The following is a 24,588-nucleotide window of genomic DNA, read 5'->3' as shown; positions in this document are numbered from 1 at the left end:
CGGAAAAGATCAAGGGAAAGAGCAAGGAAAGATCACCGGAGTGGCGTCTTCTCGCCATTCCCCACCAGGGCCGTGTCACGTCGTGACACGGCCCTGTCCCGTCGCCCACCCTGATGCCGTAGAAGCAGGTGGGGACGGGGTGACACACCGTGTACAGCATCATCGTCGTGCCTCCGGGAGCGCACGAGCCCGGGCGGCTTCGGCTCGCCCCCGGTGAGCGGCTGGCCTTCGGACGGTCGGCGCACGACTGCGACCACGTCTCCGTCTCCCCCTCCCTGATCGCCGCGATGCTGAAGGTGGAGAGCGACTTCGACCCGGGCCTCGCCGACCCCGCCAAGAACGAGTACGGGATCGGCCGCCGGCCCCCGAGCGTGCTGCTCTGGTGGATGAACGCCGACGGCACCCCCGGGGAGGACGTCCCCTCGCCGCCCTTCCCGCCGGCCGAGTCCATCCCGGCCATGGGCCGCTACCTGTGCTGGATCGCCCCGCGTCTGAGGGGCGACCGGCGCGTCCTGGTCGCGGCCGCTTACCGCACCTCGTGGGACGTCGTGAACAAGGCGGACGGCGTCCCCCCGGAGCAGCGCGCCTACGCGGACCAGGTCGCCCACTACCTCAAGGAGTACACGCCCCGGGCCGGAAGTGACCGTTCCTAGGGACTGAGCGGAAGTGAGTCCTGTTGCCAGGTCTCATGCTCGGCCGAACGCCCCGGACGGTGTTGGGCGTTCTGGTTGCCCGCGTTCGCTCCGCGTCCGGGCGGCACGGATCGTGTCCGTGGTCCGGGGATACGGGGGCGGGTTCCCTCACGCCCGGGGAGACCTGGTCCGGCCTGGACGGTCCGATGCCCCACCGCATCACTCCGGTGTGGTGGGGGCGGTGCCGTCCGTCGCCGGATCGGGTCTCCCTGGGCGCGCCTTCCGATCGCCACAGCGGCAGCATCATGGCGAGTGGTCTCACGAGTCGTTGTGTTGAGGGGTTTCTGCCAGTGCCGGGCACCCCACCGGCTGGTGTAGGCCGGGTCGACGGCGACGACCGCGATACCGGTCTGGTCGGCCATCGAGGCGAGCCGGGCGCGGAGCTTGGCGGTGGGCATGCCGGAGATCAGCCGGCGGAAGCGTTTCCTGCGACCGTGCCTGACCGACAACGCGTTCACCAACGGCGTCGACGTGAACGACGCGATCACCTCGCACCAGTGGGTCGTCGCCAGTGCCTGCGGAGCCTTCCCGACGTGATCCCTGTGCAACGAGGGGGGCGGCCCGGCGCTGTGCCGGACCGCCCCCCTCGCCGTGTGCGGCTCAGTGGAAGAAGTGCCGCGTCCCCGTGAAGTACATCGTCACGCCCGCCTTCTTCGCGGCCTCGACGACCAGTTCGTCACGGACCGAGCCGCCGGGCTGCACCACGGCCTTGACGCCCGCTTCGAGCAGGACCTCCAGCCCGTCCGGGAACGGGAAGAACGCGTCGGACGCGGCGTACGAACCGCGTGCCCGCTCCTCGCCCGCCCGCTCGACGGCCAGCTTCGCCGAGTCGACCCGGTTGACCTGCCCCATGCCGACGCCGACCGAGGCACCGCCCTTGGCGAGCAGGATGGCGTTGGACTTCACGGCCCGGCACGCCTTCCAGGCGAAGGACAGCTCGCTCAGCTCCTCGGGGCTCAGCGCCTCGCCGGCCGCGAGGGTCCAGTGGGCCGCGTCGTCGCCGTCGGCCTGCAGCCGGTCGGTGACCTGGAGCAGCGCGCCGCCGCCGACGGGCTTGAGCTCGACCGGGCCGGACGGGCCCTGCGGCGCCTTCAGCACCCGGATGTTCTTCTTCTTGGCGAGGGCCTCCAGGGCCCCCTCCTCGTAGTCGGGCGCGACGATGACCTCGGTGAAGATCTCGGCGACCTGCTCCGCCATCTCCTTGCTGACCGGCCGGTTGACGGCGATGACGCCGCCGAACGCCGACAGCGGGTCACACGCGTGTGCCTTGCGATGCGCCTCGGCGACATCCGCGCCGACGGCGATCCCGCACGGGTTGGCGTGCTTGATGATCGCGACGGCCGGCTCGGCGTGGTCGTACGCGGCACGGTGCGCGGCGTCCGTGTCCGTGTAGTTGTTGTACGACATCTCCTTGCCGTGCAGCTGCTCGGCCTCGGCGAGACCGGCGCCGCTGCCGTCCACGTAGAGCGCGGCGGGCTGGTGCGGGTTCTCGCCGTAGCGCAGGGTGCTCCTGCGCTCCCAAGTGGCGCCGAGGAAGTCGGGGAACTGCGACTCGTCCACGGGCGCGTAGGAGGAGGCGAACCAGGAGGCCACGGCCACGTCGTAGGCGGCGGTGTGCTGGAAGGCCTCGGCGGCGAGCCGCTTGCGGGCGGCGAGGTCGAAGCCGCCGTCCTGCACGGCCGCGAGGACGTCGGTGTACCGCGCCGGGCTGGTGACGACGGCCACCGACGGGTGGTTCTTGGCGGCGGCGCGCACCATGGACGGCCCGCCGATGTCGATCTGCTCGACGCACTCGTCGGGCGAGGCGCCCGAGGCGACGGTCTCGCGGAACGGGTAGAGGTTGACGACGACCAGGTCGAACGGCTCGACGCCCAGCTCGGCGAGCTGCTCGCGGTGGCTCTCCAGCCGCAGGTCGGCGAGGATGCCGGCGTGCACCTTGGGGTGCAGGGTCTTGACCCGGCCGTCCAGGCACTCGGGGAAGCCGGTGAGCTCCTCGACCTTGGTGACGGGGACGCCGGCGGCGGCGATGCGGGAGGCGGTGGACCCGGTGGAGACGAGCTCCACGCCCGCCTCGTGCAGCCCGCGCGCGAGCTCTTCCAGACCGGTCTTGTCGTAGACGCTGACGAGCGCGCGACGGATGCCCCGCTTGCTGCTCTCGGCCGTGACAGTGCTGTCGGCGGTCACTGGATAACTACCTTTCGTCCCTCAATGCGATAGCCGTTGCGGGCGAGCCGCCCCACGACCTCGACGAGCAGCCTTCGCTCGACTTCCTTGATGCGCTCGTGCAGAGCGCTCTCGTCGTCCTCGTCCCGGATCTCGACCACGCCCTGGGCGATGATCGGCCCGGTGTCGACGCCGTCGTCGACGAAGTGGACGGTGCAGCCGGTGACCCGCGCGCCGTACGCGAGCGCGTCACGCACGCCGTGGGTCCCGGGAAAACTGGGCAGCAGCGCGGGATGCGTGTTGACGACCCGCCCCCCGAACCGCGCCAGGAACCGCTTCCCCACGATCTTCATGAACCCGGCGGACACGACCAGGTCGGGCTCGTGCTCGGCCACGGCCTCGGCAAGAGCGGCGTCCCACTCCTCCCGGCTCCCGTAGTCCTTGACGCGGCGCACGAAGGTGGGAATCCCGGCCCGCTCGGCACGGGCCAGCCCCTCGATGCCGTCGCGATCGGCCCCGACGGCCACGATCTCGGCTCCGTAGGCCTCGACGCCGGCGGCTCCGACGGCGTCCAGGAGTGCCTGCAGGTTCGTACCGGATCCGGAGACCAGCACGACGAGGCGCTTGGCCACGGGCTTGGCGGCCACGGCGGGGGCCCTTTCTCGGGGAAACGTGTGTGCAATGCCGGCCCGCCCCGCCTCACTCACACCGTGAGCACGTTGCCACTCGCACGTTCGCCACTTGTACGTTCATACGAATGCATCGCGCCCCCGGATACGGGGAAGCCTACGAAGCAGCCGACCGTCAGCAACGATACCGGCACACGAGGCAGCCCCCACGGGACGGGGGCGTGGCCGGAAGGTAGCGTCTGCGACGAGCCGGATCGGGAACGCGGTGGTAGTGCGGTGCGTTTCCGAAGTGACAGCTCACTCCAGACAGTCGTACCTCCTAGGGGAAGACGCTCATTTGATGCCGGACCGCAGTCTGCGACTCCTCACGCTCCCCCCGCAGTCACCGCAGGGAGGGGAGCGCGGCGCCGTGCTGCTGCGGGAGCGCCCAGCCTCTCCCCCCGACGCCCCGTCGGGCGACAGCACACCCCCCGAGGACGACAACCCCTTCGCCCCGCCGCCGGAGGGCGCCCCGGACCGCCCGTGGCAGCCCCGGCGCCCGGCGGGCGGCGCCCCCGAGGGCGGGCGTTCCCCGTGGGGCAGCCACTGGAGCAACCAGCAGCCCGGCCGCTCCCCCGGCGGCTTCGGCGAGCGACCCGGCGGCGGCCCCGAGGGCGGCGGCCCCGGCAACACCGACCCCGGCAAACGCTGGGACCCCACGGACCCCGCCCAGCGCCGCGCGCGCTACGCCCTGCTCTGCGGTATGTGGGCCTTCTTCTTCGCCCTCTTCGGCTGGCCGTATGTGGCCCTGCTGCTCGGCGCACTGGCCCTGAACTGGGGCATCAGCGCCCTGCGCGCCAAGCCCCGCACCCCCGACCCGGACACCCCGCCCACCCCCGAGACCACCGGCCGCCCCCAGCGGACCGCCGCCGTCAGCGGCCTGGTCACCGCGTCCCTGGCCCTGGCCCTGGTCGCCGCGAGCTTCACCGCGCAGCTGGTCTACAGCGACTACTACACCTGCACGAACGACGCCCTGACGAACGAGGCGAAGCAGTCGTGCAGCGACCTGCTGCCGAAGGAACTGAAGGGAATCCTGGGCGCGAACGCCTGATTCCCTCAGGTCACCGCCCCTCCGGCCCGTCCTCCCCCGCCTCCCGCAGGACAGCCCACCGAGCCTCCCGACCGACATCCCCGTGCCACACCGGGTCCATGGGGTCGGGCTCGACGGCGACGGGCGCTGCGGGTACTTCGGGCACTGCGCGACTTTCGGGCGCGGGGGCGGGCGCAGGCACAGCGGCAGGGGCGGGTTCGGGCGCGGGTACGGGGGCAGGGGCGGGCGCGGGTACGGGCGCGGGCTCGGCAGCGAAGGGCTCAAGGGGAGCGAAGTCGTACAGCTCCGACTCCGACCCGGACGCGGACTCCGCCGCCATCGCCACCGCCGGCACTCCCCGCTCCTCCTTCGCCCCTCTCCTCCACCAGCCCCTCCACCCCTTCCGAGCCCCACCGACCCCGCGTTCGCCCCGCTCCCGCTCTCGCTCCCCACGCCCCCGCCATCCACGCACCCCCACAGCCACCGGCACCCCCACCCCCACGGTCCACAGCAGCACCGCGCCCCCGACCTGCCACCACACCGGCCCGAACCGAGCCAACGCGGCCACTCCCAGCGGGCCGCCGGCCAACCCCGCGAGCGCTCCCATCAGCGCCCCGCACACCGCCCCCGCCACCGCGACGGCCTCCACGGTCCTCCTCCGCGAGCTACGCCCCGCCGCGTCCGCCGCGTCCATCGCCCGGGCCACGAACACGCCCACCGTCACCCCGGCGACCAGCGGCACCACCCCCGCCGCCCAGTTCAACGGCGTTCCGCCCCCCGCCTCCGGCACCGCCGCCAGCAGCGGAAACGGCGGCAGCAGCGGCGCGGGGTCGGCGGACAGCGGCGCCACGACATGCCCGGCCCCGAGGACGTACCCCGGACCGAGCGCGTACGCCGCGCCCCACACCGCCGCGTTGGGCACCAGCGCCACGCACAGCAACAGCACCGCGAACCGCCCCGACCACCCCTCCGTGAGCTGCAGAAACGCCTGCCGAGCCGCATCCGCGTGCCACACCGACGAGGCCGCCACCAGCAACGCCCCGCCCCCGACGAGCACCGCAGCCCCGGCCCCCGCCGCCCGCCCGGCGACCCCGAGCCGCGCGCGCCCGTCCTCCTCCAGAAGCAGTCGCCGCATCCTGCGCGGCAGCACCTGCAGCGCGCTGTCCACCGGCCCGCGCGGACGACCGTGGGCCGACCAGACCCCCGCCCCGGCCGCCAGCACGGCGACCGCGGGCACCGACACCGCCGTCCACACCCATGAGGGCCGCAGCGCACCGCCGGCGGCGTAGCAGGCGACGCCCGAGCCGACGGCGAGGTAGCCGAGCACGACGCCCGCCCACGCCGTACGGGCGCTCACGAGCGTCCCGTACTCGCCGGGGCCGTCCGCCTCGACGACGACGCCCCCGTCCACCGCGTCCCGCGCGGCGCGCCGCACCAGCCACACGGGCAGCACGAGCAGCAGCAGCGGTGTGACGCCGACCGGGGCCGGGACCCCGGACAGCGTGTCGACGCGGACCAGTTCCGCGCCATGGGCCAGCAGCCACAGCGCGGCGGCGACGTGCAGCGCGCCGCCGGGACCGCTGTCCGGATACGGGGAGCTGATCCACAGCACCATCACGAGCACGGCGAACGCACCGAGCCCCAGCCCGGCCGCGAGCACCCCGCCCAGGAGGCCGGCGGCGAGCCCGGGCGATCGGTCGCGCATCCGGGTGAGCAGGGGCGACAGCGACAGTCGGCGAGCGGTCATCTGGATCACGACGGTCATGGTCCCAACGACACGCGCTTTCCCGTCGTAACAGGCGAACTTCCGCTGTGTCGCTCAATATACGCTTATGTACTTTTTCGCGCGAAGGGACATCCTGTGACGCAGCAGCGCCCTGTCCCCCCGCTTCCGTCCCCCAAGGAACGCCGACGCCTGCGCGAGGCCGCCTCGTTGACGCAGGCTCAGGTCGCCGAGCAGGTGGGCGTCGCCCGGGAGACGGTGCGCGCGTGGGAGTCCGGCCGCACGACACCGCGCGGCCCCAAGCAGGAGGCGTACGCGAAACTGCTGGCATCGCTGAACAAGGCGGACATGGTGACGAACACCCAGGAGACAGCGCCTCGACCCCAGGTGACGGCAGGCCTGGACGCGAAGGGCAGGAAGGGCCGGAGGCCGAGACCGCCGGGCACGGCGTCGGCGCCTCTCCTCGACCAGGCCCTCGCCTCCACCCTCGAACTGCAACCCGTCGCACCTCTCGCAGCCCTCGAACCTCTCGCAGCCCTCACATCCCTGGCGCCTCTCGCGCCTCTCGCGCCCGGGGCCGGCGCCGCCGCGCCTCCTCCTCCCGGCACTTCCCTGACCCCCGCTCAGGCCTTCGACGCCCTCTACGCCTTCTGCGCCCCCGCGCTGGTCCGGCAGACCTATCTGCTCTCCGGTCGCCGCGAACTGGCGCGCGAATCGGTCGAGTGGGCCTTCCAACTGGCCTGGCAGCGCTGGCCCGAGGTGGCCGTCGACCGTGACCCGGCGGGCTGGGTGCGAGCGGCCGCGTACGAGTTCGCGCTCTCCCCCTGGCACCGGTTCCGCCCCCGCTACCGCCACCCGGAACCGCCCCCGGCCGACGCCTCCGACCGCGCGCTGCTCGACGTGTTCCTGACCCTCCCCGCGCCGCAGCGCCGCACCCTCCTCCTCTATGACGGTGTCGGCCTCGACCTGCCGGAGACCGCGGCCGAGACGGAGGCGAGCACACCGGCGGCGGCGAACCGGCTGCTGCACGCGCGCGAGGTGATCGCCGCGCGGCTCCCCGACCTGGCGGACCCCGTCGAGCTCCACCGGCGGCTGGCGGAGGTCGCGTCCGCCGAGCGGCTGCGTGCGGCCAAGTCGCCCACCGTGCGGTTGGGCAGCGAACGGCGGGCCCGCTTCTGGACCAGGGCGGCGATCGCGTTCACGATCGCGATCATCGGCGCGACGGCGCTGACCGCGCGCACGGCCCCCACCCGGTACGAGCCCCCGGTGCCGCCCGGCGAGACCGTGCAGGGAGTCCCGCCCCGAACGGCCCCGGGCGCGCTCTCCGACGCGGAGCTGAACCTGCGCGCGAAGCTGCGGGCCGAGGCCCAGCCCGGCCCCGAACGACTGCTCCCGGAAGGCCGCTGACGCCGACCGGCCGACCGGCCGGCTGACCGGCTGACCGGCTGACCGGCTGACCGGCTGACCGGCTGACCGGCTGACCGGCTGACCGGCTGACCGGCGAAAATACCGTTGGGCCCGCCCCCGCTCGCTGCGGGGTCGGGCCCAACGGTGTTCGGCTGAGAAACCGGCTGAATGATCCGGCTGGGAAACCCGGCCGGAAAGGTCAGCCGGCCGCGAGGATCTCGCGGGCCAGCTTCGCCGTCTCGGTCGGCGTCTTGCCGACCTTGACGCCGGCGGCCTCGAGGGCCTCCTTCTTCGCGGCGGCCGTGCCGGAGGAGCCGGAGACGATGGCGCCGGCGTGGCCCATGGTCTTGCCCTCGGGCGCGGTGAAGCCCGCGACGTAGCCGACGACCGGCTTCTTCACGTTGTCCTTGATGAAGGCCGCGGCCCGCTCCTCGGCGTCGCCGCCGATCTCACCGATCATCACGATGAGGTCGGTGTCGGGGTCGGCCTCGAACGCGGCGAGCGCGTCGATGTGCGTGGTGCCGATGATCGGGTCGCCACCGATGCCGACGGCCGACGAGAAGCCGATGTCACGCAGCTCGTACATCATCTGGTACGTGAGCGTGCCGGACTTCGAGACCAGGCCGATGCGGCCCGGCTTGGTGATGTCGCCCGGGATGATGCCGGCGTTCGACTGACCCGGGGTGATGAGACCGGGGCAGTTCGGGCCGATGATCCGGGTCTTGTTGCCCTGCGACACGGCGTACGCGTAGAACGCGGCCGAGTCGTGGACGGCGATGCCCTCGGTGATGACGACCGCGAGCGGGATCTCGGCGTCGATCGCCTCGACCACGGCGGCCTTGGCGAAGGCCGGCGGCACGAAGAGGACGGACACGTTCGCGCCCGTCTTCTCGATCGCCTCGGCGACCGTGCCGAAGACCGGGATCTCGGTGCCGTCGACGTCGACGGACGTGCCCGCCTTGCGCGGGTTCACGCCACCGACGATGTTGGTGCCGTCGGCGAGCATGAGCTTGGTGTGCTTCATGCCCGTGGAGCCGGTCATGCCCTGGACGATGACCTTGCTGTCCTTGTTGAGGAAGATAGCCATGGCTGTCTGAGTCCCTCTTCCTTACTTCGCAGCCGCGAGCTCGGCGGCCTTGTCGGCCGCGCCGTCCATGGTGTCCACGCGCTGGACCAGCGGGTGGTTGGCGTCGGAGAGGATCTTGCGACCCAGCTCGGCGTTGTTGCCGTCCAGTCGGACGACCAGCGGCTTGGTGACTTCCTCGCCCTTGGACTTGAGAAGCTCCAGGGCCTGGACGATGCCGTTGGCGACCTCGTCACAGGCGGTGATGCCGCCGAAGACGTTGACGAACACGGACTTGACGTCCGGGTCGCCGAGGATGATCTCCAGGCCGTTCGCCATCACCTGGGCGGACGCGCCGCCGCCGATGTCGAGGAAGTTGGCCGGCTTCACGCCGCCGTGGTTCTCACCGGCGTACGCGACGACGTCCAGGGTGCTCATGACGAGACCCGCGCCGTTGCCGATGATGCCGACCTCGCCGTCGAGCTTGACGTAGTTGAGGTTCTTCTCCTTGGCGGCGGCCTCGAGGGGGTTCGCCGACGCGTGGTCGACGAGCGCCTCGTGGTCCGGCTGGCGGAACTCGGCGTTCTCGTCCAGCGAGACCTTGCCGTCGAGGGCGATGACCTCGCCGGAGGCGACCTTGGCCAGCGGGTTGACCTCGACGAGGAGCGCGTCCTCTTCGATGAAGGTCTTCCACAGGGTGACCAGGACGTTCTCGACCTTGTCGGCGACCTCGGCCGGGAAGTTCGCGGCCTCGACGATCTGGCGGGCGACCTCGGGGGTCACGCCCACGTTGGCGTCGATCGGCGTCTTGGCGACGGCCTCCGGACGGTTGGCCGCCACCTCCTCGATCTCCATGCCGCCCTCGACGGACGCGATGGAGAGGAAGGTGCGGTTGGCACGGTCGAGGAGGAAGGAGACGTAGTACTCCTCCAGGATCTCCGGGGCCGTCTCGGCGATCATCACCTTGTGGACCGTGTGGCCCTTGATGTCCATGCCGAGGATGTCCGTCGCACGGGCGACGGCTTCGTCCGGGGTGGCGGCGAGCTTCACGCCACCGGCCTTGCCACGGCCGCCGACCTTCACCTGGGCCTTGACGACGGACTTGCCACCAAGACGCTCGGTGGCTGCGCGGGCCGCCTCAGGCGTGTCGATGACTTCACCGGCCAGCACCGGTACATCGTGCTTGGCGAAGAGGTCCCTCGCCTGGTACTCGAACAGGTCCACGCGCTTCCGTCCCTATCAGTGATCTCGCGGTTCGTTGGATGCGTGGGCGTGCCGCGAAGGGCAACGTGACGTCCGCTGTCACAGGGGTGGCGCACACGGTGTCCGAGCGCGCGGCATGTCCGTCTCGCAGGTTATCGCTGCTTTAAGGGGGCCCCTAAATCGAGGGTCACACCTGAGCGGTGATACCTGTCACATGATGCCGCGATCACTGGCACCGGGTGCCGGAGGTGAGGGTCCTCACGGGGCCGGGATCACCCCGGTGAGCCCCCGTTTCTCGATCGCCGCCGCCATGACCTCCGGGAACAGTTCGGGTGTGCAGGCGAACGCCGGCGCGCCCAGCTCGGCGAGCGCGGCCGCGTGCTCCCGGTCGTAGGCCGGCGCTCCCTCGTCCGACAGCGCGAGCAGCGCGACGAACTGCACTCCCGACGCCTTCATGGCCGCGACCCGCTTGAGCATCTCGTGGCGGATGCCTCCCTCGTACAGGTCGCTCACGAGGACCACCACCGTCTCCGCCGGCCGGGTGATCTGTGACTGGCAGTAGGCGAGCGCCCGGTTGATGTCCGTGCCGCCGCCGAGCTGGGTGCCGAACAACACGTCCACCGGATCGTCGAGCAGGTCGGTGAGGTCGACGACCGCGGTGTCGAAGACGACGAGCCGCGTGCTGATCGACCGCATCGACGCCAGCACCGCCCCGAACACCGACGCGTACACGACCGAGGCCGCCATCGACCCGGACTGGTCGATGCAGAGGATCACCTCCTTCTTCACCGACTGCGAAGCCCGCCCGTACCCGACGAGCCGTTCCGGCACGACCGTCCCGTACTCGGGCTGGTAGTGCTTGAGGTTGGCGGCGATCGTGCGGTTCCAGTCGATGTCACGGTGGCGCGGCCGGCTGACGCGCGCGGCGCGGTCCAGCGCCCCGGTCAGCGCGGCCCGGATACGGGTGGCGAGCCGCTTCTCCAGGTCGTCGACGACCTTGCGCACGACCGCCCGCGCCGTCTCCTTCGTCGTCTCCGGCATCGCCTTGTTGAGGGAGAGCAGCGTGCCGACGAGGTGCACGTCGGCCTCCACCGCTTCCAGCATCTCGGGCTCCAGCAGCAGCGCGGACAGCCCGAGCCGGTCGATGGCGTCGCGCTGCATGACCTGCACCACGGAGGAGGGGAAGTACGTCCGGATGTCCCCGAGCCAGCGCGCCACGGACGGCGCCGACGCCCCGAGCCCCGCCGAACGCTCCCGCCCCGTCCGTGCCCCGTCTCGCGACCCGTAGAGCGCGGTGAGCGCCCGGTCCATCGCGGCGTCCCGCCCGGAGAGCCCGTGGCCGGTCCCGTCCGCCGCATCGCCGTCGCCGCCGCCGAGCACGAGCCGCCAGCGCCGCAGCCGCTCCCGCCCCATCTCCGTACCTGTGCCTGCCTCTGTACCTGTGTCTGCCTCTGTAGCTGTGTCTGTCTCGATCTCGGTCCCCGTCATCCGCCGACCACCGTCTCCCTGTGCCTGTCCCCGTCCAGTCCCAGCAGCAGCCGCACCACCGGCAGGACGGCGTCCGCGCGCCCCTCGTCGAGCCCGGCCGCGAACCCCGGCGTCCCGGTCTCCACCGCGCTCGTCCTCTTCCCCCGGCGGATCAGCTCGCCGAGCGTTCTGCGCGCCCCCGGCTCGTACGCCGAGAAGGTCCGCCGCAGCAGTGGCAGTACGTCGGTGAACGCCTCCGCCGGCACCGAGGTGAGCCAGCCGTCGACCAGCCCGAGCAGTCGTTCGTCGTGCACGAGGAGCAGTCCGCCCCCGGAACCGCCGCCGACGAAGCCCTCGATCCAGGCGGCCGCGTCGCCCGGCGGTGTCCCCGGCGACAGGGCGAGCCCCATCAGCCGTGCCGCCTCCGCCGGGTCCAGCTCCCCTTCGTCCAGGAGGAGGCGCACGGCACGGCCCCGGACGACGCCCGGCACGGTGTCCCGCCCGGACAGCACGCGCAGCACGGCACGCCATCGGATGCGCGGACCGTCCCCGAGCATCGCCACCGCCCCGTGCACCGCGTCCACATGGCGCCGCATCTCGTCCGCCGCGTCCGCGTCCAGCGAGGCGCAGGCCGCCGGGAGGCCGACGAAGATCCGCTCGGCGAGGCCCGCGGCCACCTCCGCCAGCGCGCCGGTGTCGGTGCCGCGCACGTCTCCGTAGCGCAGCGAGCGGACCAGGGCGGGGAGGGCCTGGGCGAGGTGGCCGACGTCCGTGTCGAGGGCCGCCCGGTCGGCGAGGACCCGCATCACCGTCGGCAGCGCGTCCGGCAGCCCGGCCAGCAGGCAGCGCTCGGCGAGCGCGGTCACCTCGGCGAGGGCGCGTGCGGCGACGGCGTCCGTCTCCGCCTTCGCGGTGGCCGCGGCGAGCACGGTGGTCCCCCACACCCCGGCCTCGGCGACCCGCACGGACAGCTCCGGCTCCCACCGCAGCCGCCATCTCTCCCGGAACGTCCCCGTGTCGCCGTGCGAGGCGGCCGGCTCGCCCCAGGCGACGTGCAGCAGCCGCAGCCGGTGCAGCAGTCTGCTGCGCTCGGCGTCGGTCTCCTTGCGCAGGTCGAGCGCCAGCTCGCGGTCCTCCGCCTCCGGTTTCAGCCGCAGCCGACGCTGCGACCGGTCGAGGTCGCGCCGCAACGGCACCGCGGGCGCGCCGGCCGGGACCTCGCCCAGCACATCCCCGACCACCAGCCGGTCCCGCACCAGCGCCAGCGGAACGTCCGAGCCCTCGCACAGCACCGCGCGCACGGCGTCGGTCGTCTCGCCCAGACCGGGCAGCGGCCGGCCGCGCACCGCGGCGAGCGTCTCGGCGAGCCGCACCGCCTCGATGACATGCGCCGGGGAGACGATCCGGTCCTCCTCGCGAAGCAGCACGGCCACCTTCGTCAGCCACCGCTCGACCGGCCGGTCCGGCGCATCGAACAGATGGGCGTACCAGCCCGGCGAGTCGATGCCGGCGCCGTACCCCCCGGCCCGTGCGAGCCTGCGATGGGTCCACGGCACCCAGGTCAGATCGGCCTTGACCTTGGGCAGCCCCTTGAGCAGCGCCCGGTCCGCGGCGACGGCGGCCTTCCGGCGCAACGCGGGCACATGCCACGCCCCGCACACCACGGCCACTCCGTCCGGCCCGAACTCCCGTTGCGCGAGCCGTACTTGGCCGCGCATGTACGCCTCCCGCACAAGGTCGCGCCGGTCGCCGTCGTACGTCTCGCGCAGCGCGCCCATGGCCTCTTCGAGCGCGGCGAACGGCGCGAACGGATCCCCCGAGGTCCGATGCTCGACGACGTCCTCCCACCATCGCTCGACATCGTCGTACCCGGCGACCTCGGCAAGCGCCGCAAGGGGATCCCCTCGCAGCCCGTCACCCCCGTCCGCCTGCTCCGCCTCCGCTCTCTCCCCTGCCAGCGTGTGGGTGGCCGGGAGGTCGATGAAGCGGGCCGGGACTCCGTGTTCCAGGGCCCAGCGCAGGGCGACCCACTCCGGGGAGAACGCGGCCATGGGCCAGAAGGCGGACCGGCCGGGTTCGTCTACGGCGTGGGCGAGCAGGGCGACCGGCGGTCGCATTCCGGCGTCGGCGGCGAGCGGGATCAGCGCGTCGGCCTCGGGCGGCCCCTCGATCAGGACGGTCCGCGGGCGGGCGGCCGCCAGGGCCGCCCGCACCGCCCGGGCCGAACCCGGCCCGTGATGACGCACCCCGAGGAGCAGCGGCCGGCCCGCGTCCGCGGCCCGGCCGCCGCCTCCGTCGGCGCTCGTCATCCCGTCCACCCGCGCCTGCGGGGCCACTTCGTGTCGTCGTCCACAGCCACCTTGTTCACAGCCACCCCGTTCATAGCCACCCTCCGTACTCCGTGGGCATACGCCCAGGTCATCTGGTTCTGGTTGATCCCGTTGCTTTCCTTGCTGACGTTCACTCGCTCACCTCCCTGCAGGCGCGATAGAAGTCCGTCCAGCCGGCGCGTTCGCGCACGACCGCCTCCAAGTACTCCTGCCACACGACCCGGTCGGCGGCCGGGTCGCGGACGACGGCGCCGAGGACACCCGCGGCGACATCCCCCGGTCGCAGCACTCCGTCGCCGAAGTGCGCGGACAGGGCAAGCCCGCCCGTGACGACGGAGATGGCTTCGGCCGTCGACAAGGTGCCACTCGGTGATTTCACTTTGGTCCGGCCGTCGGAGGTGACCCCGTCGCGCAGTTCGCGGAAGACGGTCACCACGCGGCGGATCTCGTCGATACCGTCGGGTGCGGTCGGCAGATCGAGGGAGCGCCCGATCTGGCCCACGCGCCGTGCGACGATGTCGACCTCGGCCTCGACACTGTCCGGCAGCGGCAGCACCACCGTGTTGAAACGGCGGCGCAGGGCACTGGACAGCTCGTTGACCCCGCGGTCGCGGTCGTTGGCCGTGGCAATCAGGTTGAAGCCACGGACCGCCTGTACTTCCTGCCCCAACTCCGGTACCGGGAGCGTCTTCTCCGACAGGATCGTGATGAGTGTGTCCTGTACGTCGGCCGGAACGCGAGTCAATTCCTCGACGCGGACGGTCATTCCGTCGGCCATGGCGCGCATGACCGGACTGGGCACCAGCGCGTCCCTGCTCGGCCCGTGCGCGAGCAGCTGCGCGTAGTTCCAGCCGTAGCGGATCGCCTCCTCCGGGGTGCCCGCGGTGCCCTGCACGAGCAGCGTCGAGTCGCCGCTGACGGCTGCGGCAAGGTGTTCGGAGACCCAGGTCTTGGCGGTGCCGGGCACGCCGAGCAGCAGCAGGGCGCGGTCGGTGGCGAGGGTGGAGATGGCGACCTCGACGATCCGGCGCGGGCCCACGTACTTCGGCGAGATCACCGTGCCGTCCGGCAGGGCGCCGCCGAGGAGGTAGGTGGCGACGGCCCACGGCGACAGTTTCCAGCGGGCCGGGCGCGGACGGTCGTCCTGTGCTGCCAGCGCGGCGAGTTCACCCGCGAAAGCGTCCTCGGCGTGCGGACGCAATGCATCGGGCGACTGGCCGCCGGTCGATTCCACGGACGTCGGATCTACGGACACAGACATGGCTGAGGCCCCCTCCAGCTCGGCCGGTTCGGATCTGGTGTCCACCGTGCACCACGCCACTGACAACGCGATCCGACCTGCGAAAACGTCCTGGCAGCCAGGCTCGCCGGATGCTCGCCGGATGCGCGTCGGAGCGATTGTCAGTGGTGGGGTCTACCTTCGATGGCATGACTCAGCAGGGGGTGCGCTGGACCGCGGATCAGGTGCTGGCACTGGCGCCTGACTCCGCGTCACGCAAAGCGGGGAGCAAACTCGGCGCGGCCGGGCCGTGGTCCGGGACGGGCAGCTCGCGGGAGGGGGCGGTGTGGGGCCTGTGCAAGGGCAGCGGCAGCACGCCGTACCGGACGGTCGTCGATGTCGCCGACCCGTCGTCCGCCGTCTCCGGCCCGGCGTACGACTGCAGTTGTCCGAGCCGCAAGTTCCCGTGCAAGCACGCGCTCGGGCTGTTGCTGCTCTGGTCGGACGAGGAGGGATCGGTGCCGGCGGGGCGGGCGCCGGACTGGGCCGAACAGTGGATCGCGGGGCGCAGAGGTACCCAGGAGGAACGGGCGGCGGCCCCGGCGGGTTCCGCGTCCGGCCCCGCGGATCCGGAGGGGGCGCGCCGCAGGGCGGAGCGCCGCGCCGAGCGGATCACCGCAGGGGCGACGGAACTCGAGGAGCGGCTCGCCGACCTCCTGCGCTCCGGCCTGGCCACGGCCGAGCAGGCGGGGTACGGCCTGTGGGAGGAGACGGCGGCGCGCATGGTCGACGCGCAGGCACCCGGACTCGCCTCGCGGGTGCGGGAGTTGGGGGCGATCCCGGCGTCCGGCGCGGGCTGGCCGGTGCGGCTGCTGGAGGAGTGCGCGCTGCTCCACCTCCTCGATCAGGGCTGGCTGCACCGCGAGCGGCTGCCGGAGGCCCTGGCGGCGACGGTCCGTACCCGCGTGGGCCTGCCCTCGTCCCCGGCCGGCCCGCCGGTCCGGGATCAGTGGCTGGTTCTCGCCCAGTACGACACGCCGGACCCGAAACTGACGACGCGTCGTATCTGGCTCTACGGCACGACCTCGGGCCGTACCGCGCTCCTCCTCTCCTACGGCGCCGCGGGCCGCGCCCCGGAGCTCTCGCTGCCCGTCGGCCTCGCCCTGGACGCCGAGCTGTCCGCGCATCCCGGCACCGGACAGCAACGGGCGTCGCTCGGCGAGCAGTTCGCGCCGCCCACCCTCACCGGGACCCGGCCCCCGGGCTCGACGACGACCGAGGCGACCGCGCGCTACGGCGAGACCTTGCGCCACGACCCCTGGCAGGACGCCGTCCCGGTGACCTTGGACGGCGTCGTACCGACCCCGGACGGCGACTCCTGGCAACTGGCGGACGCCGACGGCGACACGGCCCTGCCGCTCACCCCCGCGGCGGTCGCCCACCCCGGCCTGTGGCGCCTGGTGGCCCTGTCGGGCGGCGCCCCCGTCAGGGTCTTCGGCGAGTGCGGCCACCGTGGCTTCACCCCCCTGACGGCCTGGCCGACGGGCCCGGGAGAGGCGGTACGCCTGCGCTGAACACGGCTGGCCCCAGGAACAACGACACCAGCGACGACACCAGCAACGACGCCAGCGACAGCAACAACACCCCCGCCCGCACCCCTCACCAGCACCCGCACCCGCACCCGCACCCGCACCCGCACCAGAAGGGAGCCTCATGACCGCCGCCTCGCACCTCTCCCCACCACCCGCCTGGGAGGACCTGGTCACCGCGGCCCTCCTCGGCACCGACCGCCGTACGCCCCCGGGAGCGGCCCCCGGCCGGGACGCGCCGGCGGCGCTGCTGGACGCCGCGGCCGCCGAGACCGTCCGCCGACGGGCCGGCCTGCGCCCGGGCCGGGCGGCTCCCCGCCCGGAGCCGGCCCCCGAGGACCCCCGCCCGGCGCTGCCGGCCGCGGCGGCCCGCAGGCTCGCCCTGCTCCTGGCCGACCGCCCCGGCACCGGCTCGGGCGGCCGCAGAAGCACGGCACCGGATCTCATGGAGCTGCTGCCCCAGTGGCTGACGGCGGTGAACGCCCGCGGGTTCGCCGCTCCCCCCGAGGCCCTCCCCGCGCTGCTCGACGCGGCACGCGCGCGTACGGACCTGCGCCCGGCGGCACTGCGGTTCGCGGGTTCGCGGGCGCTGTGGCTGGCCCGGCTGAACCCGGACTGGCGGTTCGCGCTGCGCGGCGCGCCGGGCGGCGGCGCCCCCCTGCCGGGCCCGGCGGAGGCCCGGAGGGTCGAGACGCTGTGGCAGGAGGGCCTGTTCGCCGAGCGGGTCGCCCTGCTGGCGTCGATCCGCTCCCGCGACCCCGACGCGGCCCGTGAGCTGCTCATGGCCACCTGGTCGACGGAGCGGGCCGAGGACCGGCTGATGTTCCTCGACTCGCTGCGCACCGGCCTCGGCGCACGGGACGAGCCGTTCCTGGAGCAGGCGCTGGCCGACCGCAGCCGCAATGTGCGGGCGACGGCCGCGGAGCTGCTGTCGGCCCTGCCGGGCTCCGCGCTCGCCGCGCGCATGGCCGTCCGGGCCGGCACGTGCGTGGCCGTCGACCACACCGGGGACACGCCGACGCTCGTGGTGGAGGCACCGCACGAGTGCGACGCGGCCATGGAGCGTGACGGCGTGTCGCCCAAGGCGCCGACCGGCCGCGGCGAACGGTCCTGGTGGTTCGGCCAGCTGATGGAGGCGGCCCCGCTCGCCACCTGGCCGGCGCGACTGGGCGGCCGTACGCCGCAGCAGATCGTGGCGTTGCCGGTGGCCGACGACTGGCTGGGCGAGCTGCACGGGGCGTGGTGCCGAGCGGCGGTACGGCAGCGGGACCCCGGCTGGTCGCGGGCGCTGCTCGGCGCGCCGTCGGCGCCCGGCGCGGGCGGGCCGGGCGCGGTGTCCCTCGCCGAACGGGCGAAGCTGCTGGGCACGCTTCCGGTGCCCGAGCGGGCGGACTGGGTCGCCGGTTTCATCGCGGCGCACGGCCTGTCGGAGGCGTTCCAACTGCTCGGCGTCTGCGCCGTACCGTGGGCGGAACCGCTGGGCCGCTCCGTGGTCGACGCGCTCAACATCGCGCGGGACGCGGGCAGCTATCCCTGGAGCTTCAGCGGAGTGATGGGCCTGGCCGAACGCTGCCTGGACCCGTCGGAGGCAGCCCGCCTGGACGCCCTCCTGGCCGTACCGGACGAACCGGAGGACGCGTCACCGGGAGCGGGCGGTTACTGGGCGGAGGCGTTCCAACGACTGGGGAGAACCTTGCGGCTGCGGGCGGTGATGACGCAGGAGCTGGGCGCATGACAAAGCGCCTTCAGGGCCGAACCGGGCTCGCTCAAGCCCCCGCAGGCTGCTGGACGTGGGCCCGGATCCATTCCACGATCGACGCGGTGGTCGCCCCCGGAGTGAAGATCTCGGCGACCCCCTTCTCCTTCAGGGGCGCGATGTCCGCCTCGGGAATGATCCCGCCGCCGAAGACCAGGATGTCCTCCGCCTCCCGCTCCTTCAGCAGCTCGATCACCGCGGCGAAGAGCGTGTTGTGGGCCCCGGACAGGATGGACAGTCCGATCGCGTCGGCGTCCTCCTGGATCGCGGTGTCCACGATCTGCTCGGGCGTCTGGTGGAGACCGGTGTAGATGACCTCCATACCGGCGTCGCGCAGTGCCCGCGCGATCACCTTGGCCCCGCGATCGTGGCCGTCGAGCCCCGGCTTGGCGACCACCACGCGGATCGGACCGGCTGCCACACCCATCACTGCCTCCATGACGCGACCGAGTGAACGAACGTTATCTCCAGCATCCCGCAACCGGCAGTTTCACCGTGCCGGCCGAGGGGGAAATCACACGGAGGGACACGTTCATCGCGCGCTGATCGCCCGCGCCACGGGGGAACAGCCGCACCGGGAGCCGCGACGAGGTCGCCGTACCGCCCCGCAGCAGGCCGCGCTGCGTGGCGGTACGGCGCATCGGCAGGCACGATGGTCACGTAGGGCAGGTAAGGCACGACAGCGGGGAGCCTCGTCGCCACAACCGGACAGGGTTCCTCGTCGCGTCATCGGTGCAACGGGTGTCACACAAGCCGTACACACCCCGCACCACAGGCCGCACCCGCTCCACACCCTGTCGTGCCCGCTCGACCTCCTCGAGAGCGACTTCCACGAGGGCACACGGGGGACAGAGAAGTCCTCAGCGTGCCGACAGGAGGTCGGCCCATGAAGGTCACCTGGGCACTGCAGCCCTTTCTCCCGCTGTACCGGCGTCTGCTGGCGGACATGCCGAGCCTGTCGGGCCTCCCGAACATCATGAGCATCACCAGCCTTCCGAACGTGCCCGGCCTTCCCAGCAGGCTGGCCGGTTTCTCCCTGACCCTCCTCAAGGCGACCGCCCTGGACCTCGCGATCCTCGCGGGCCACCTGCTCCTCTACCCCTCCGGCATCGCCCAGGAGCGCCGTGGCGCGGCCCGCCCCGCACTTCCCGGACCGACCGGCGAGGGGCCCGCACAGCTGCCCACGCATGCCCCGCCCCCGGTCGTGCTGCTGCACGGCTTCATCGACAACCGTTCGGTGTTCGTCCTGCTGCGGCGCAGCCTGGCCCAGCACGGCAGGCATCGGGTGGAGTCGCTCAACTACTCCCCCCTGACCTGCGACATCCGGACCGCGGCCGAGCTGCTCGGCCGGCACATAGAGGAGATATGCGAGCGCACCGGCAGTCCGCAGGTCGACGTGGTCGGGCACAGCCTGGGCGGCCTCATCGCCCGCTACTACGTGCAGCGACTGGGCGGTGACATACGCGTCCGGACGCTGGTCACGCTGGGCACCCCGCACTCCGGCACCCGGGTGGCGCCGCTGGCGAACGCGCACCCGATCGTGCGCCAGATGCGCCCCGGCTCGCAGGTCATCGAGGAGCTCTCCCGGCCCGCGCCGGGCTGCCGTACGCACTTCGTCAGCTTCTGGAGCGACCTCGACCACCTGATGGACCCGCTGGAGACCGCCTGCGTCGACCATCCCGACCTGCTGGCGCAGAACGTCCGGGTGACCGGGATCGGCCACCTCGCCCTGCCCGTGCACCCGGCCGTGGCGACCGGCATCCGGCAGGCCCTCGACAGCGCGCACACGGGGTCGGCCACAGCATCCGCAGGAACGTCCACCGGCGCCCGCACCGGCCCCCGGTCCGACGGCCTCACCGTGGCCTGACGACGCCCCGAGACTCGCCCGGCGCCCCTCCCGCCTCGAACGCTATTCGAACATACGGCCAAACCCGCGCCCGCCGTCCCCCGAAACACCGCCGAATGCCCCTTTCCTGCGAGCGCGAAACCTGCAGAAGATTGTCGTGCCCGCGTACTGCCGGGTACAGTCGCCGCACTGCTCTGGCAGCCCCTGTCGTCGGCGAAAGAGAAGTTGGTGAACGACCGTCACCCGTCGGGGATCATGACCACCCCGGCCCCGGCTTCCGATCCCGCTGCGGCGCACTACGCGTCGTACGGCGCCCAGGAAGCCCAGCACGACGGCTTCACCACGTACCCCGGCTACGAGACCGGCTCCTATGACACCGGCGCGCACGGCACCGGACACTTCCAGGCGGCCGACCCCCTCTTCGGTGAGCTCCCCGGCGACAGCACGAACCGGGCGACCGGTACGTACGACACCGGCGCGCAGTGGAGCACCGACGGTCATCAGGACCACCAGAGCCACCAGGCCCCGGACACGGGCAGCCACCAGACCCTGAACTACGACGCGTACGCCGCCCAGCACCACGCGGTCTACGACTCGGGCGCGTACGACGCGACCGCCTGGTCCACCGGCCAGTACCAGCACCTGTCCGCCGTCCCGCAGCAGGCGACCGCGCCCGACGGCAGCGGTCAGTGGGACGCGAGCGCCTGGCTGCAGCCCGACCAGTCCGGCAGCCCGGCCGACCAGACCCAGCACTGGGAATGGGGCACACAGGCCTTCGACACCGGCGCGTACGACGCGACGCAGTGGAACTCCGACGGCGGCGAGTCCGCGCAGGCCGCTCAGTCCGCCGACGAGTACGAGCAGTCGGCCGAGGTCCCGTTCGACCAGCAGGCCACCGCCACCTTCGAACACGTCGGGTACGACGACTCCGCCCCGGCCGAGGGCGAGTCGTCCGACGACGCCCCGCTCCCGCTCCTCGACGAGCAGGAGGACGCCGCCCCCGCACCGGTCGGGCGGGCGGCCACCCGCAACGCGAACCGTTCCCGGCGCCGGATGCCCGCGAAGCGCTCCGCGCTGCTGACCGTGGCGGTGCCCTCGGCCTGTGTGATGGGGGTCGCCGGGATCGCCGCCGCCTCCGTCGGCACGCTGACCGGCGGCGACGGCGACAAGGACACGACGGCGTCCGCCTCGGACGCGCAGCCGGTGAAACCGTCCGCCGCCAACAACAAGCTGGACAGCCAGCTGGAGACCCTCTCCGCCGGGGCCGACGACTTCGCCGACCGGGCCAGCCGTACGCAGGAACGTATCGACCTCAAGACGCAACAGGAAGCCGAGAAGAAGAAGGCGGCGGCGGAGGCGGCCCGCAAGGAGCGGCTGCGCCCCAAGTACGCCCTTCCGGTCGCGAAGCACGGCCTCAGCGCCTACTTCGGCCAGGCCGGCATCAACTGGATGTCCCAGCACACCGGCATCGACTTCCCGGTCTCCTACGGCACGACCGTGATGGCGGCGACCGACGGCACCGTACGCACACAGTGGAACAGCGCCTACGGCAACATGATGATCGTGACGGCGAAGGACGGCACGGAGACCTGGTACTGCCACCTCTCCAGCTACCGCGTCGCCTCCGGTACGACGGTCAAGGCCGGCGACCCCATCGCGTACTCCGGCAACTCCGGCAACTCCACCGGTCCGCACCTGCACTTCGAGGTCCGGCCGGCCGGCGGCTCTCCCATAGACCCGCTGCCGTGGCTGCGCAGCCACGGCCTCAACCCGACGTAGACCCGACGGCCTTGCTCCGAGCCCCCGCTCGAACCGAAGTCCGAGCGGGGGCTCAGCCGTGTGCGGCTACAGCTTCTCCACCGGCGCGTACCGCAGCAGCAGCCGCTTCGGCTTGGTGTCGCCGAAGTCGACCGTGGCCTCCGCGTTCGCGCCCGTGCCCTTCACTCCGACGACCGTGCCGAGCCCGAACTGGTCGTGCGTGACGCGGTCGCCGACGGTCAGCGCGACCACCGGCTTGTCCGCCGCACCCCGGCGCGTCGCGAAGCCGGACGCGCCCGCGGCCGAGGAACGCGAGCGGGACGAGGACAGCGACGCCGCCACCCCGGACACCGGGCCGGAGGACACGGGAGCGGTGGCTCCCGTCCGCTTCCAGTCCACATGCGTCGGCGGGATCTCCTCGAGGAACCGGGAGGGCGGGTTGTACGACGGCTGCCCCCAGGCGCTGCGCAGCGCGGACCGGGTGAGGTACAGCCGCTCACGCGCGCGTGTGATGCCGACGTAGGCGAGGCGGCGCTCCTCCTCCAGTTCCTTGGCCTGGCCGAGGGCGCGCATATGCGGGAAGACACCGTCCTCCATGCCGGTGAGGAAGACGACGGGGAACTCGAGGCCCTTGGCGGTGTGCAGGGTCATCAGGGTGATGACGCCCGAGCCGTCCTCCTCGTCGTCGGGGATCTGGTCGGAGTCGGCGACGAGCGCGACCCGCTCCAGGAAGGCGGCGAGCCCGACGGGCACCGCGGCCGCGGCCTCGCCCTCCCCTTCGGCCTCCCCGGACTCCTGCTCGAACTCCAGGGCCACCGCGGCGAGTTCCTGAAGGTTCTCGATGCGGGTCTCGTCCTGCGGGTCGGTGGAGGACTGCAACTCGGCGAGGTAGCCGGTGCGTTCGAGCACCGCCTCCAGGACCGTCGCCGGACCGGCGCCCGACTCGACGATCGTGCGGAGGTCGTCCATCAGCGCGTTGAACCGCTTCACGGCGTTCGTCGACCGCGAGGCCATGCCGTACGCCTCGTCGACGCGCTTCAGCGCCTGCGAGAAGCTGATCTTCTCCCGCTGGGAGAGGGCGTCGATCATCGCCTCGGCGCGGTCGCCGATGCCGCGCTTGGGCACGTTGAGGATCCGGCGCAGCGGCACCGAGTCCTCCGGGTTGGCCAGCACGCGCAGATAGGCCAGGACGTCCCGGACCTCCTTGCGCTCGTAGAAGCGGACGCCGCCGACGACCTTGTAGGGCAGACCCACCCGGATGAAGATCTCTTCGAAGACCCGGGACTGGGCGTTGGTGCGGTAGAACACGGCGACGTCGCCCGCCTTCGCGTCGCCCGCGTCCGTCAGTCGGTCTATCTCGTCGGCGACGAACTGCGCCTCGTCGTGCTCGGTGTCGGCGACATAGCCGGTGATGCGCGCGCCCGCGCCCGCGTTGGTCCACAGGTTCTTGGGGCGGCGGGACTCGTTGCGCTCGATGACCGCGTTGGCCGCGGACAGGATCGTCTGCGTGGAGCGGTAGTTCTGCTCCAGCAGGATCGTCGTCGCGTTCGGGTAGTCCTCCTCGAACTGGAGGATGTTGCGGATCGTCGCACCGCGGAAGGCGTAGATCGACTGGTCGGCGTCACCGACGACGCAGAGTTCGGCGGGCGGCACGTCGTACTCGTTCGGCGGTACGTCGACGGGGTGCTCGGAGGTCCCGACCAGTTCGCGGACGAGGGTGTACTGGGCGTGGTTGGTGTCCTGGTACTCGTCGACCAGGACGTGCCGGAAGCGGCGGCGGTAGTGCTCGGCGACGTCCGGGAAGGCGCGCAGCAGGTTGACCGTCGTCATGATCAGGTCGTCGAAGTCGAGGGCGTTGGCCTCGCGCAGCCGGGACTGGTACATCGCGTAGGCCTGGGCGAGCGTCTTCTCGAACCCGTCGGCGGCCTGGGCGGCGAAGTCCTCCTCGTCGATCAGCTCGTTCTTGAGGTTGCTGATCTTGGCGCTGAAGGACTTGGGCGGGTAGCGCTTGGGGTCGAGGTCCAGATCCCGGCAGACCAGGGCCATCAGGCGCTTGGAGTCGGCGGCGTCGTAGATCGAGAACGACGACGTGAAGCCGAGCCGCTTGCTCTCCCGACGCAGGATGCGCACGCACGCGCTGTGGAACGTCATCACCCACATCGCGTTCGCGCGCGGGCCGACGAGGTGCTCGACGCGCTCCTTCATCTCGCCCGCGGCCTTGTTGGTGAAGGTGATCGCGAGGATCTGGCCCGGGTGCACGTTCCGCTCGGCGAGCAGGTGGGCGATGCGGTGGGTGAGCACGCGCGTCTTGCCGGAGCCGGCGCCGGCCACGATGAGCAGCGGGGTGCCGGCGTGGGCGACGGCCGCGCGCTGGTTGTCGTTCAGCCCCTCCAGGAGTGCGGCCGCGTCCAGGACCGGGCGGGGGGCGCCGCCGCGGTAGTGGGCGTCGCGGTCCGGGGGCACGTCGAACTTCCCGCCGAACAGATCGTCCGGGACCGACTCCGGTCCGTGATCGTCCTCGGGCGGTGGCGGGGGCTCCTCCTCGTGGGCACGGGGGCCCTGGAGGTCCGCCAGGAAGCTGTCGTCAAAGAGGCTGCTCATCGCTCTCCGAGTCTAGGGGGCACCACTGACAAGCGGCCGCCGCCCCGGAAACATCTCCGCTCTCACCCTCCGA

At 72.5% G+C, this 24,588-nt stretch carries 17 protein-coding genes and 3 pseudogenes; 9 read left to right on the top strand and 11 right to left on the bottom strand.

Annotation, left to right across the window (positions count from 1 at the left end; translation table 11 throughout):
* Positions 1-149 precede the first annotated feature (149 nt).
* Positions 150-254 (top strand): annotated as a pseudogene (locus ABZ725_RS01895) (FHA domain-containing protein); the annotation flags it as partial.
* Positions 237-653: pseudogene (locus ABZ725_RS01890) on the top strand (lytic transglycosylase domain-containing protein); the annotation flags it as partial. The pseudogenes ABZ725_RS01895 and ABZ725_RS01890, both read left to right, overlap by 18 nt.
* Here ABZ725_RS01890 and ABZ725_RS01885 read toward each other — a convergent pair.
* A pseudogene (locus ABZ725_RS01885) lies at positions 650-1,129 on the bottom strand (IS200/IS605 family accessory protein TnpB-related protein); the annotation flags it as partial. The pseudogenes ABZ725_RS01890 and ABZ725_RS01885 overlap by 4 nt on opposite strands.
* Here ABZ725_RS01885 and ABZ725_RS01880 point away from each other — a divergent pair.
* A complete protein-coding gene (locus tag ABZ725_RS01880; protein WP_358801387.1) occupies positions 1,089-1,229 on the top strand; it encodes a hypothetical protein in 141 nt (46 codons plus the stop codon). The pseudogene ABZ725_RS01885 and the gene ABZ725_RS01880 overlap by 41 nt on opposite strands.
* A 63-nt stretch (positions 1,230-1,292) precedes the next feature.
* Here the strand turns inward: ABZ725_RS01880 and purH are convergent, their stop codons facing one another.
* On the bottom strand, positions 1,293-2,876 hold the full coding sequence (gene purH, locus ABZ725_RS01875; protein WP_358800864.1) for a bifunctional phosphoribosylaminoimidazolecarboxamide formyltransferase/IMP cyclohydrolase: 1,584 nt from the start codon (positions 2,874-2,876) through the stop codon (positions 1,293-1,295).
* On the bottom strand, positions 2,873-3,502 hold the full coding sequence (purN, locus tag ABZ725_RS01870) for a phosphoribosylglycinamide formyltransferase (protein WP_358800863.1): 630 nt from the start codon (positions 3,500-3,502) through the stop codon (positions 2,873-2,875). Before purN ends, purH begins: the two co-directional genes overlap by 4 nt.
* Before the next feature lie 322 nt (positions 3,503-3,824).
* Between purN and ABZ725_RS01865 the strand changes: the two genes are divergently transcribed.
* Positions 3,825-4,574, top strand: coding sequence for a hypothetical protein (locus tag ABZ725_RS01865; protein WP_358800862.1), 750 nt, complete (start codon positions 3,825-3,827; stop codon positions 4,572-4,574).
* A 10-nt stretch (positions 4,575-4,584) separates the two neighbouring features.
* On the opposite strand, the gene ABZ725_RS01860 is transcribed toward ABZ725_RS01865, so the two are convergent.
* Complete coding sequence (locus ABZ725_RS01860) at positions 4,585-6,318, bottom strand: DUF6350 family protein (protein ID WP_358800861.1); 1,734 nt, start codon at positions 6,316-6,318, stop codon at positions 4,585-4,587.
* Positions 6,319-6,414: 96 nt separating this feature from the next.
* Here ABZ725_RS01860 and ABZ725_RS01855 point away from each other — a divergent pair, with 96 nt between their 5' ends.
* Entirely contained in the window at positions 6,415-7,683 is a 1,269-nt protein-coding gene (locus tag ABZ725_RS01855) for a helix-turn-helix domain-containing protein (protein ID WP_358800860.1), read from the top strand.
* A 199-nt stretch (positions 7,684-7,882) separates the two neighbouring features.
* Here the strand turns inward: ABZ725_RS01855 and sucD are convergent, their stop codons facing one another.
* The 5 genes from sucD to ABZ725_RS01830 all read right to left on the bottom strand — a co-directional run bounded on the left by sucD (position 7,883) and on the right by ABZ725_RS01830 (position 15,007).
* On the bottom strand, positions 7,883-8,770 hold the full coding sequence (gene sucD / locus ABZ725_RS01850) for a succinate--CoA ligase subunit alpha (RefSeq protein WP_351908596.1): 888 nt from the start codon (positions 8,768-8,770) through the stop codon (positions 7,883-7,885).
* A 21-nt stretch (positions 8,771-8,791) separates the two neighbouring features.
* Complete coding sequence (gene sucC, locus ABZ725_RS01845; protein ID WP_358800859.1) at positions 8,792-9,970, bottom strand: ADP-forming succinate--CoA ligase subunit beta; 1,179 nt, start codon at positions 9,968-9,970, stop codon at positions 8,792-8,794.
* 237 nt (positions 9,971-10,207) lie between these two features.
* Positions 10,208-11,362 carry a VWA domain-containing protein gene (locus ABZ725_RS01840; RefSeq protein ID WP_358800858.1) on the bottom strand — a complete coding sequence of 385 codons (1,155 nt, stop codon included), beginning with the start codon at positions 11,360-11,362 and terminating at the stop codon, positions 10,208-10,210.
* Positions 11,363-11,433: 71 nt separating this feature from the next.
* On the bottom strand, positions 11,434-13,725 hold the full coding sequence (locus tag ABZ725_RS01835) for a DUF5682 family protein (protein WP_358800857.1): 2,292 nt from the start codon (positions 13,723-13,725) through the stop codon (positions 11,434-11,436).
* A 151-nt stretch (positions 13,726-13,876) separates the two neighbouring features.
* Positions 13,877-15,007, bottom strand: a complete 1,131-nt coding sequence (locus ABZ725_RS01830) for an AAA family ATPase (RefSeq protein WP_358800856.1) — start codon at positions 15,005-15,007, stop codon at positions 13,877-13,879.
* A gap of 167 nt (positions 15,008-15,174) precedes the next feature.
* Here ABZ725_RS01830 and ABZ725_RS01825 point away from each other — a divergent pair, with 167 nt between their 5' ends.
* Positions 15,175-16,539 carry an SWIM zinc finger family protein gene (locus ABZ725_RS01825; RefSeq protein ID WP_358800855.1) on the top strand — a complete coding sequence of 455 codons (1,365 nt, stop codon included), beginning with the start codon at positions 15,175-15,177 and terminating at the stop codon, positions 16,537-16,539.
* Between the two features lie 139 nt (positions 16,540-16,678).
* Positions 16,679-18,289 carry a DUF5691 domain-containing protein gene (locus tag ABZ725_RS01820; protein WP_358800854.1) on the top strand — a complete coding sequence of 537 codons (1,611 nt, stop codon included), beginning with the start codon at positions 16,679-16,681 and terminating at the stop codon, positions 18,287-18,289.
* Between the two features lie 31 nt (positions 18,290-18,320).
* On the opposite strand, the gene ABZ725_RS01815 is transcribed toward ABZ725_RS01820, so the two are convergent.
* The gene (locus ABZ725_RS01815) at positions 18,321-18,737 is read right to left on the bottom strand and encodes a cobalamin B12-binding domain-containing protein (protein ID WP_351908583.1); all 417 of its coding nucleotides are present in this window, start codon (positions 18,735-18,737) and stop codon (positions 18,321-18,323) included.
* A 459-nt stretch (positions 18,738-19,196) separates the two neighbouring features.
* Between ABZ725_RS01815 and ABZ725_RS01810 the strand changes: the two genes are divergently transcribed.
* Together ABZ725_RS01810 and ABZ725_RS01805 are read left to right on the top strand one after the other, a co-directional pair.
* Positions 19,197-20,177 (top strand): alpha/beta fold hydrolase, encoded by a 981-nt coding sequence (locus tag ABZ725_RS01810; RefSeq protein WP_358800853.1) that lies wholly within the window; start codon positions 19,197-19,199, stop codon positions 20,175-20,177.
* 207 nt (positions 20,178-20,384) lie between these two features.
* Positions 20,385-21,935, top strand: coding sequence for a M23 family metallopeptidase (locus tag ABZ725_RS01805; RefSeq protein ID WP_358800852.1), 1,551 nt, complete (start codon positions 20,385-20,387; stop codon positions 21,933-21,935).
* 66 nt (positions 21,936-22,001) lie between these two features.
* Here the strand turns inward: ABZ725_RS01805 and pcrA are convergent, their stop codons facing one another.
* Positions 22,002-24,515 carry a DNA helicase PcrA gene (pcrA, locus tag ABZ725_RS01800; protein ID WP_358800851.1) on the bottom strand — a complete coding sequence of 838 codons (2,514 nt, stop codon included), beginning with the start codon at positions 24,513-24,515 and terminating at the stop codon, positions 22,002-22,004.
* Positions 24,516-24,588 lie beyond the last annotated feature (73 nt).

The organism is Streptomyces sp. NPDC006872 (assembly GCF_040635845.1).
Classification (GTDB): domain Bacteria; phylum Actinomycetota; class Actinomycetes; order Streptomycetales; family Streptomycetaceae; genus Streptomyces.
Note: the sequence above shows the minus strand (reverse complement) of the source record. Positions and strands in the feature narration are given on the sequence as shown.

What these genes read in the sequence shown, in the direction of transcription:
- ABZ725_RS01880 (WP_358801387.1), top strand. Translation starts at nt 1,089, where the DNA reads ATGCCGGAGATCAGCCGGCGGAAGCGTTTCCTGCGACCGTGCCTGACC.
- ABZ725_RS01865 (WP_358800862.1), top strand. Translation starts at nt 3,825, where the DNA reads ATGCCGGACCGCAGTCTGCGACTCCTCACGCTCCCCCCGCAGTCACCG.
- ABZ725_RS01860 (WP_358800861.1), bottom strand. Translation starts at nt 6,318, where the DNA reads ATGACCGTCGTGATCCAGATGACCGCTCGCCGACTGTCGCTGTCGCCC.
- sucD (WP_351908596.1), bottom strand. Translation starts at nt 8,770, where the DNA reads ATGGCTATCTTCCTCAACAAGGACAGCAAGGTCATCGTCCAGGGCATG.
- ABZ725_RS01840 (WP_358800858.1), bottom strand. Translation starts at nt 11,362, where the DNA reads ATGGGGCGGGAGCGGCTGCGGCGCTGGCGGCTCGTGCTCGGCGGCGGC.
- ABZ725_RS01835 (WP_358800857.1), bottom strand. Translation starts at nt 13,725, where the DNA reads ATGACGAGCGCCGACGGAGGCGGCGGCCGGGCCGCGGACGCGGGCCGG.
- ABZ725_RS01830 (WP_358800856.1), bottom strand. Translation starts at nt 15,007, where the DNA reads ATGTCTGTGTCCGTAGATCCGACGTCCGTGGAATCGACCGGCGGCCAG.
- ABZ725_RS01825 (WP_358800855.1), top strand. Translation starts at nt 15,175, where the DNA reads ATGACTCAGCAGGGGGTGCGCTGGACCGCGGATCAGGTGCTGGCACTG.
- ABZ725_RS01820 (WP_358800854.1), top strand. Translation starts at nt 16,679, where the DNA reads ATGACCGCCGCCTCGCACCTCTCCCCACCACCCGCCTGGGAGGACCTG.
- ABZ725_RS01815 (WP_351908583.1), bottom strand. Translation starts at nt 18,737, where the DNA reads ATGGGTGTGGCAGCCGGTCCGATCCGCGTGGTGGTCGCCAAGCCGGGG.
- ABZ725_RS01810 (WP_358800853.1), top strand. Translation starts at nt 19,197, where the DNA reads ATGAAGGTCACCTGGGCACTGCAGCCCTTTCTCCCGCTGTACCGGCGT.
- pcrA (WP_358800851.1), bottom strand. Translation starts at nt 24,515, where the DNA reads ATGAGCAGCCTCTTTGACGACAGCTTCCTGGCGGACCTCCAGGGCCCC.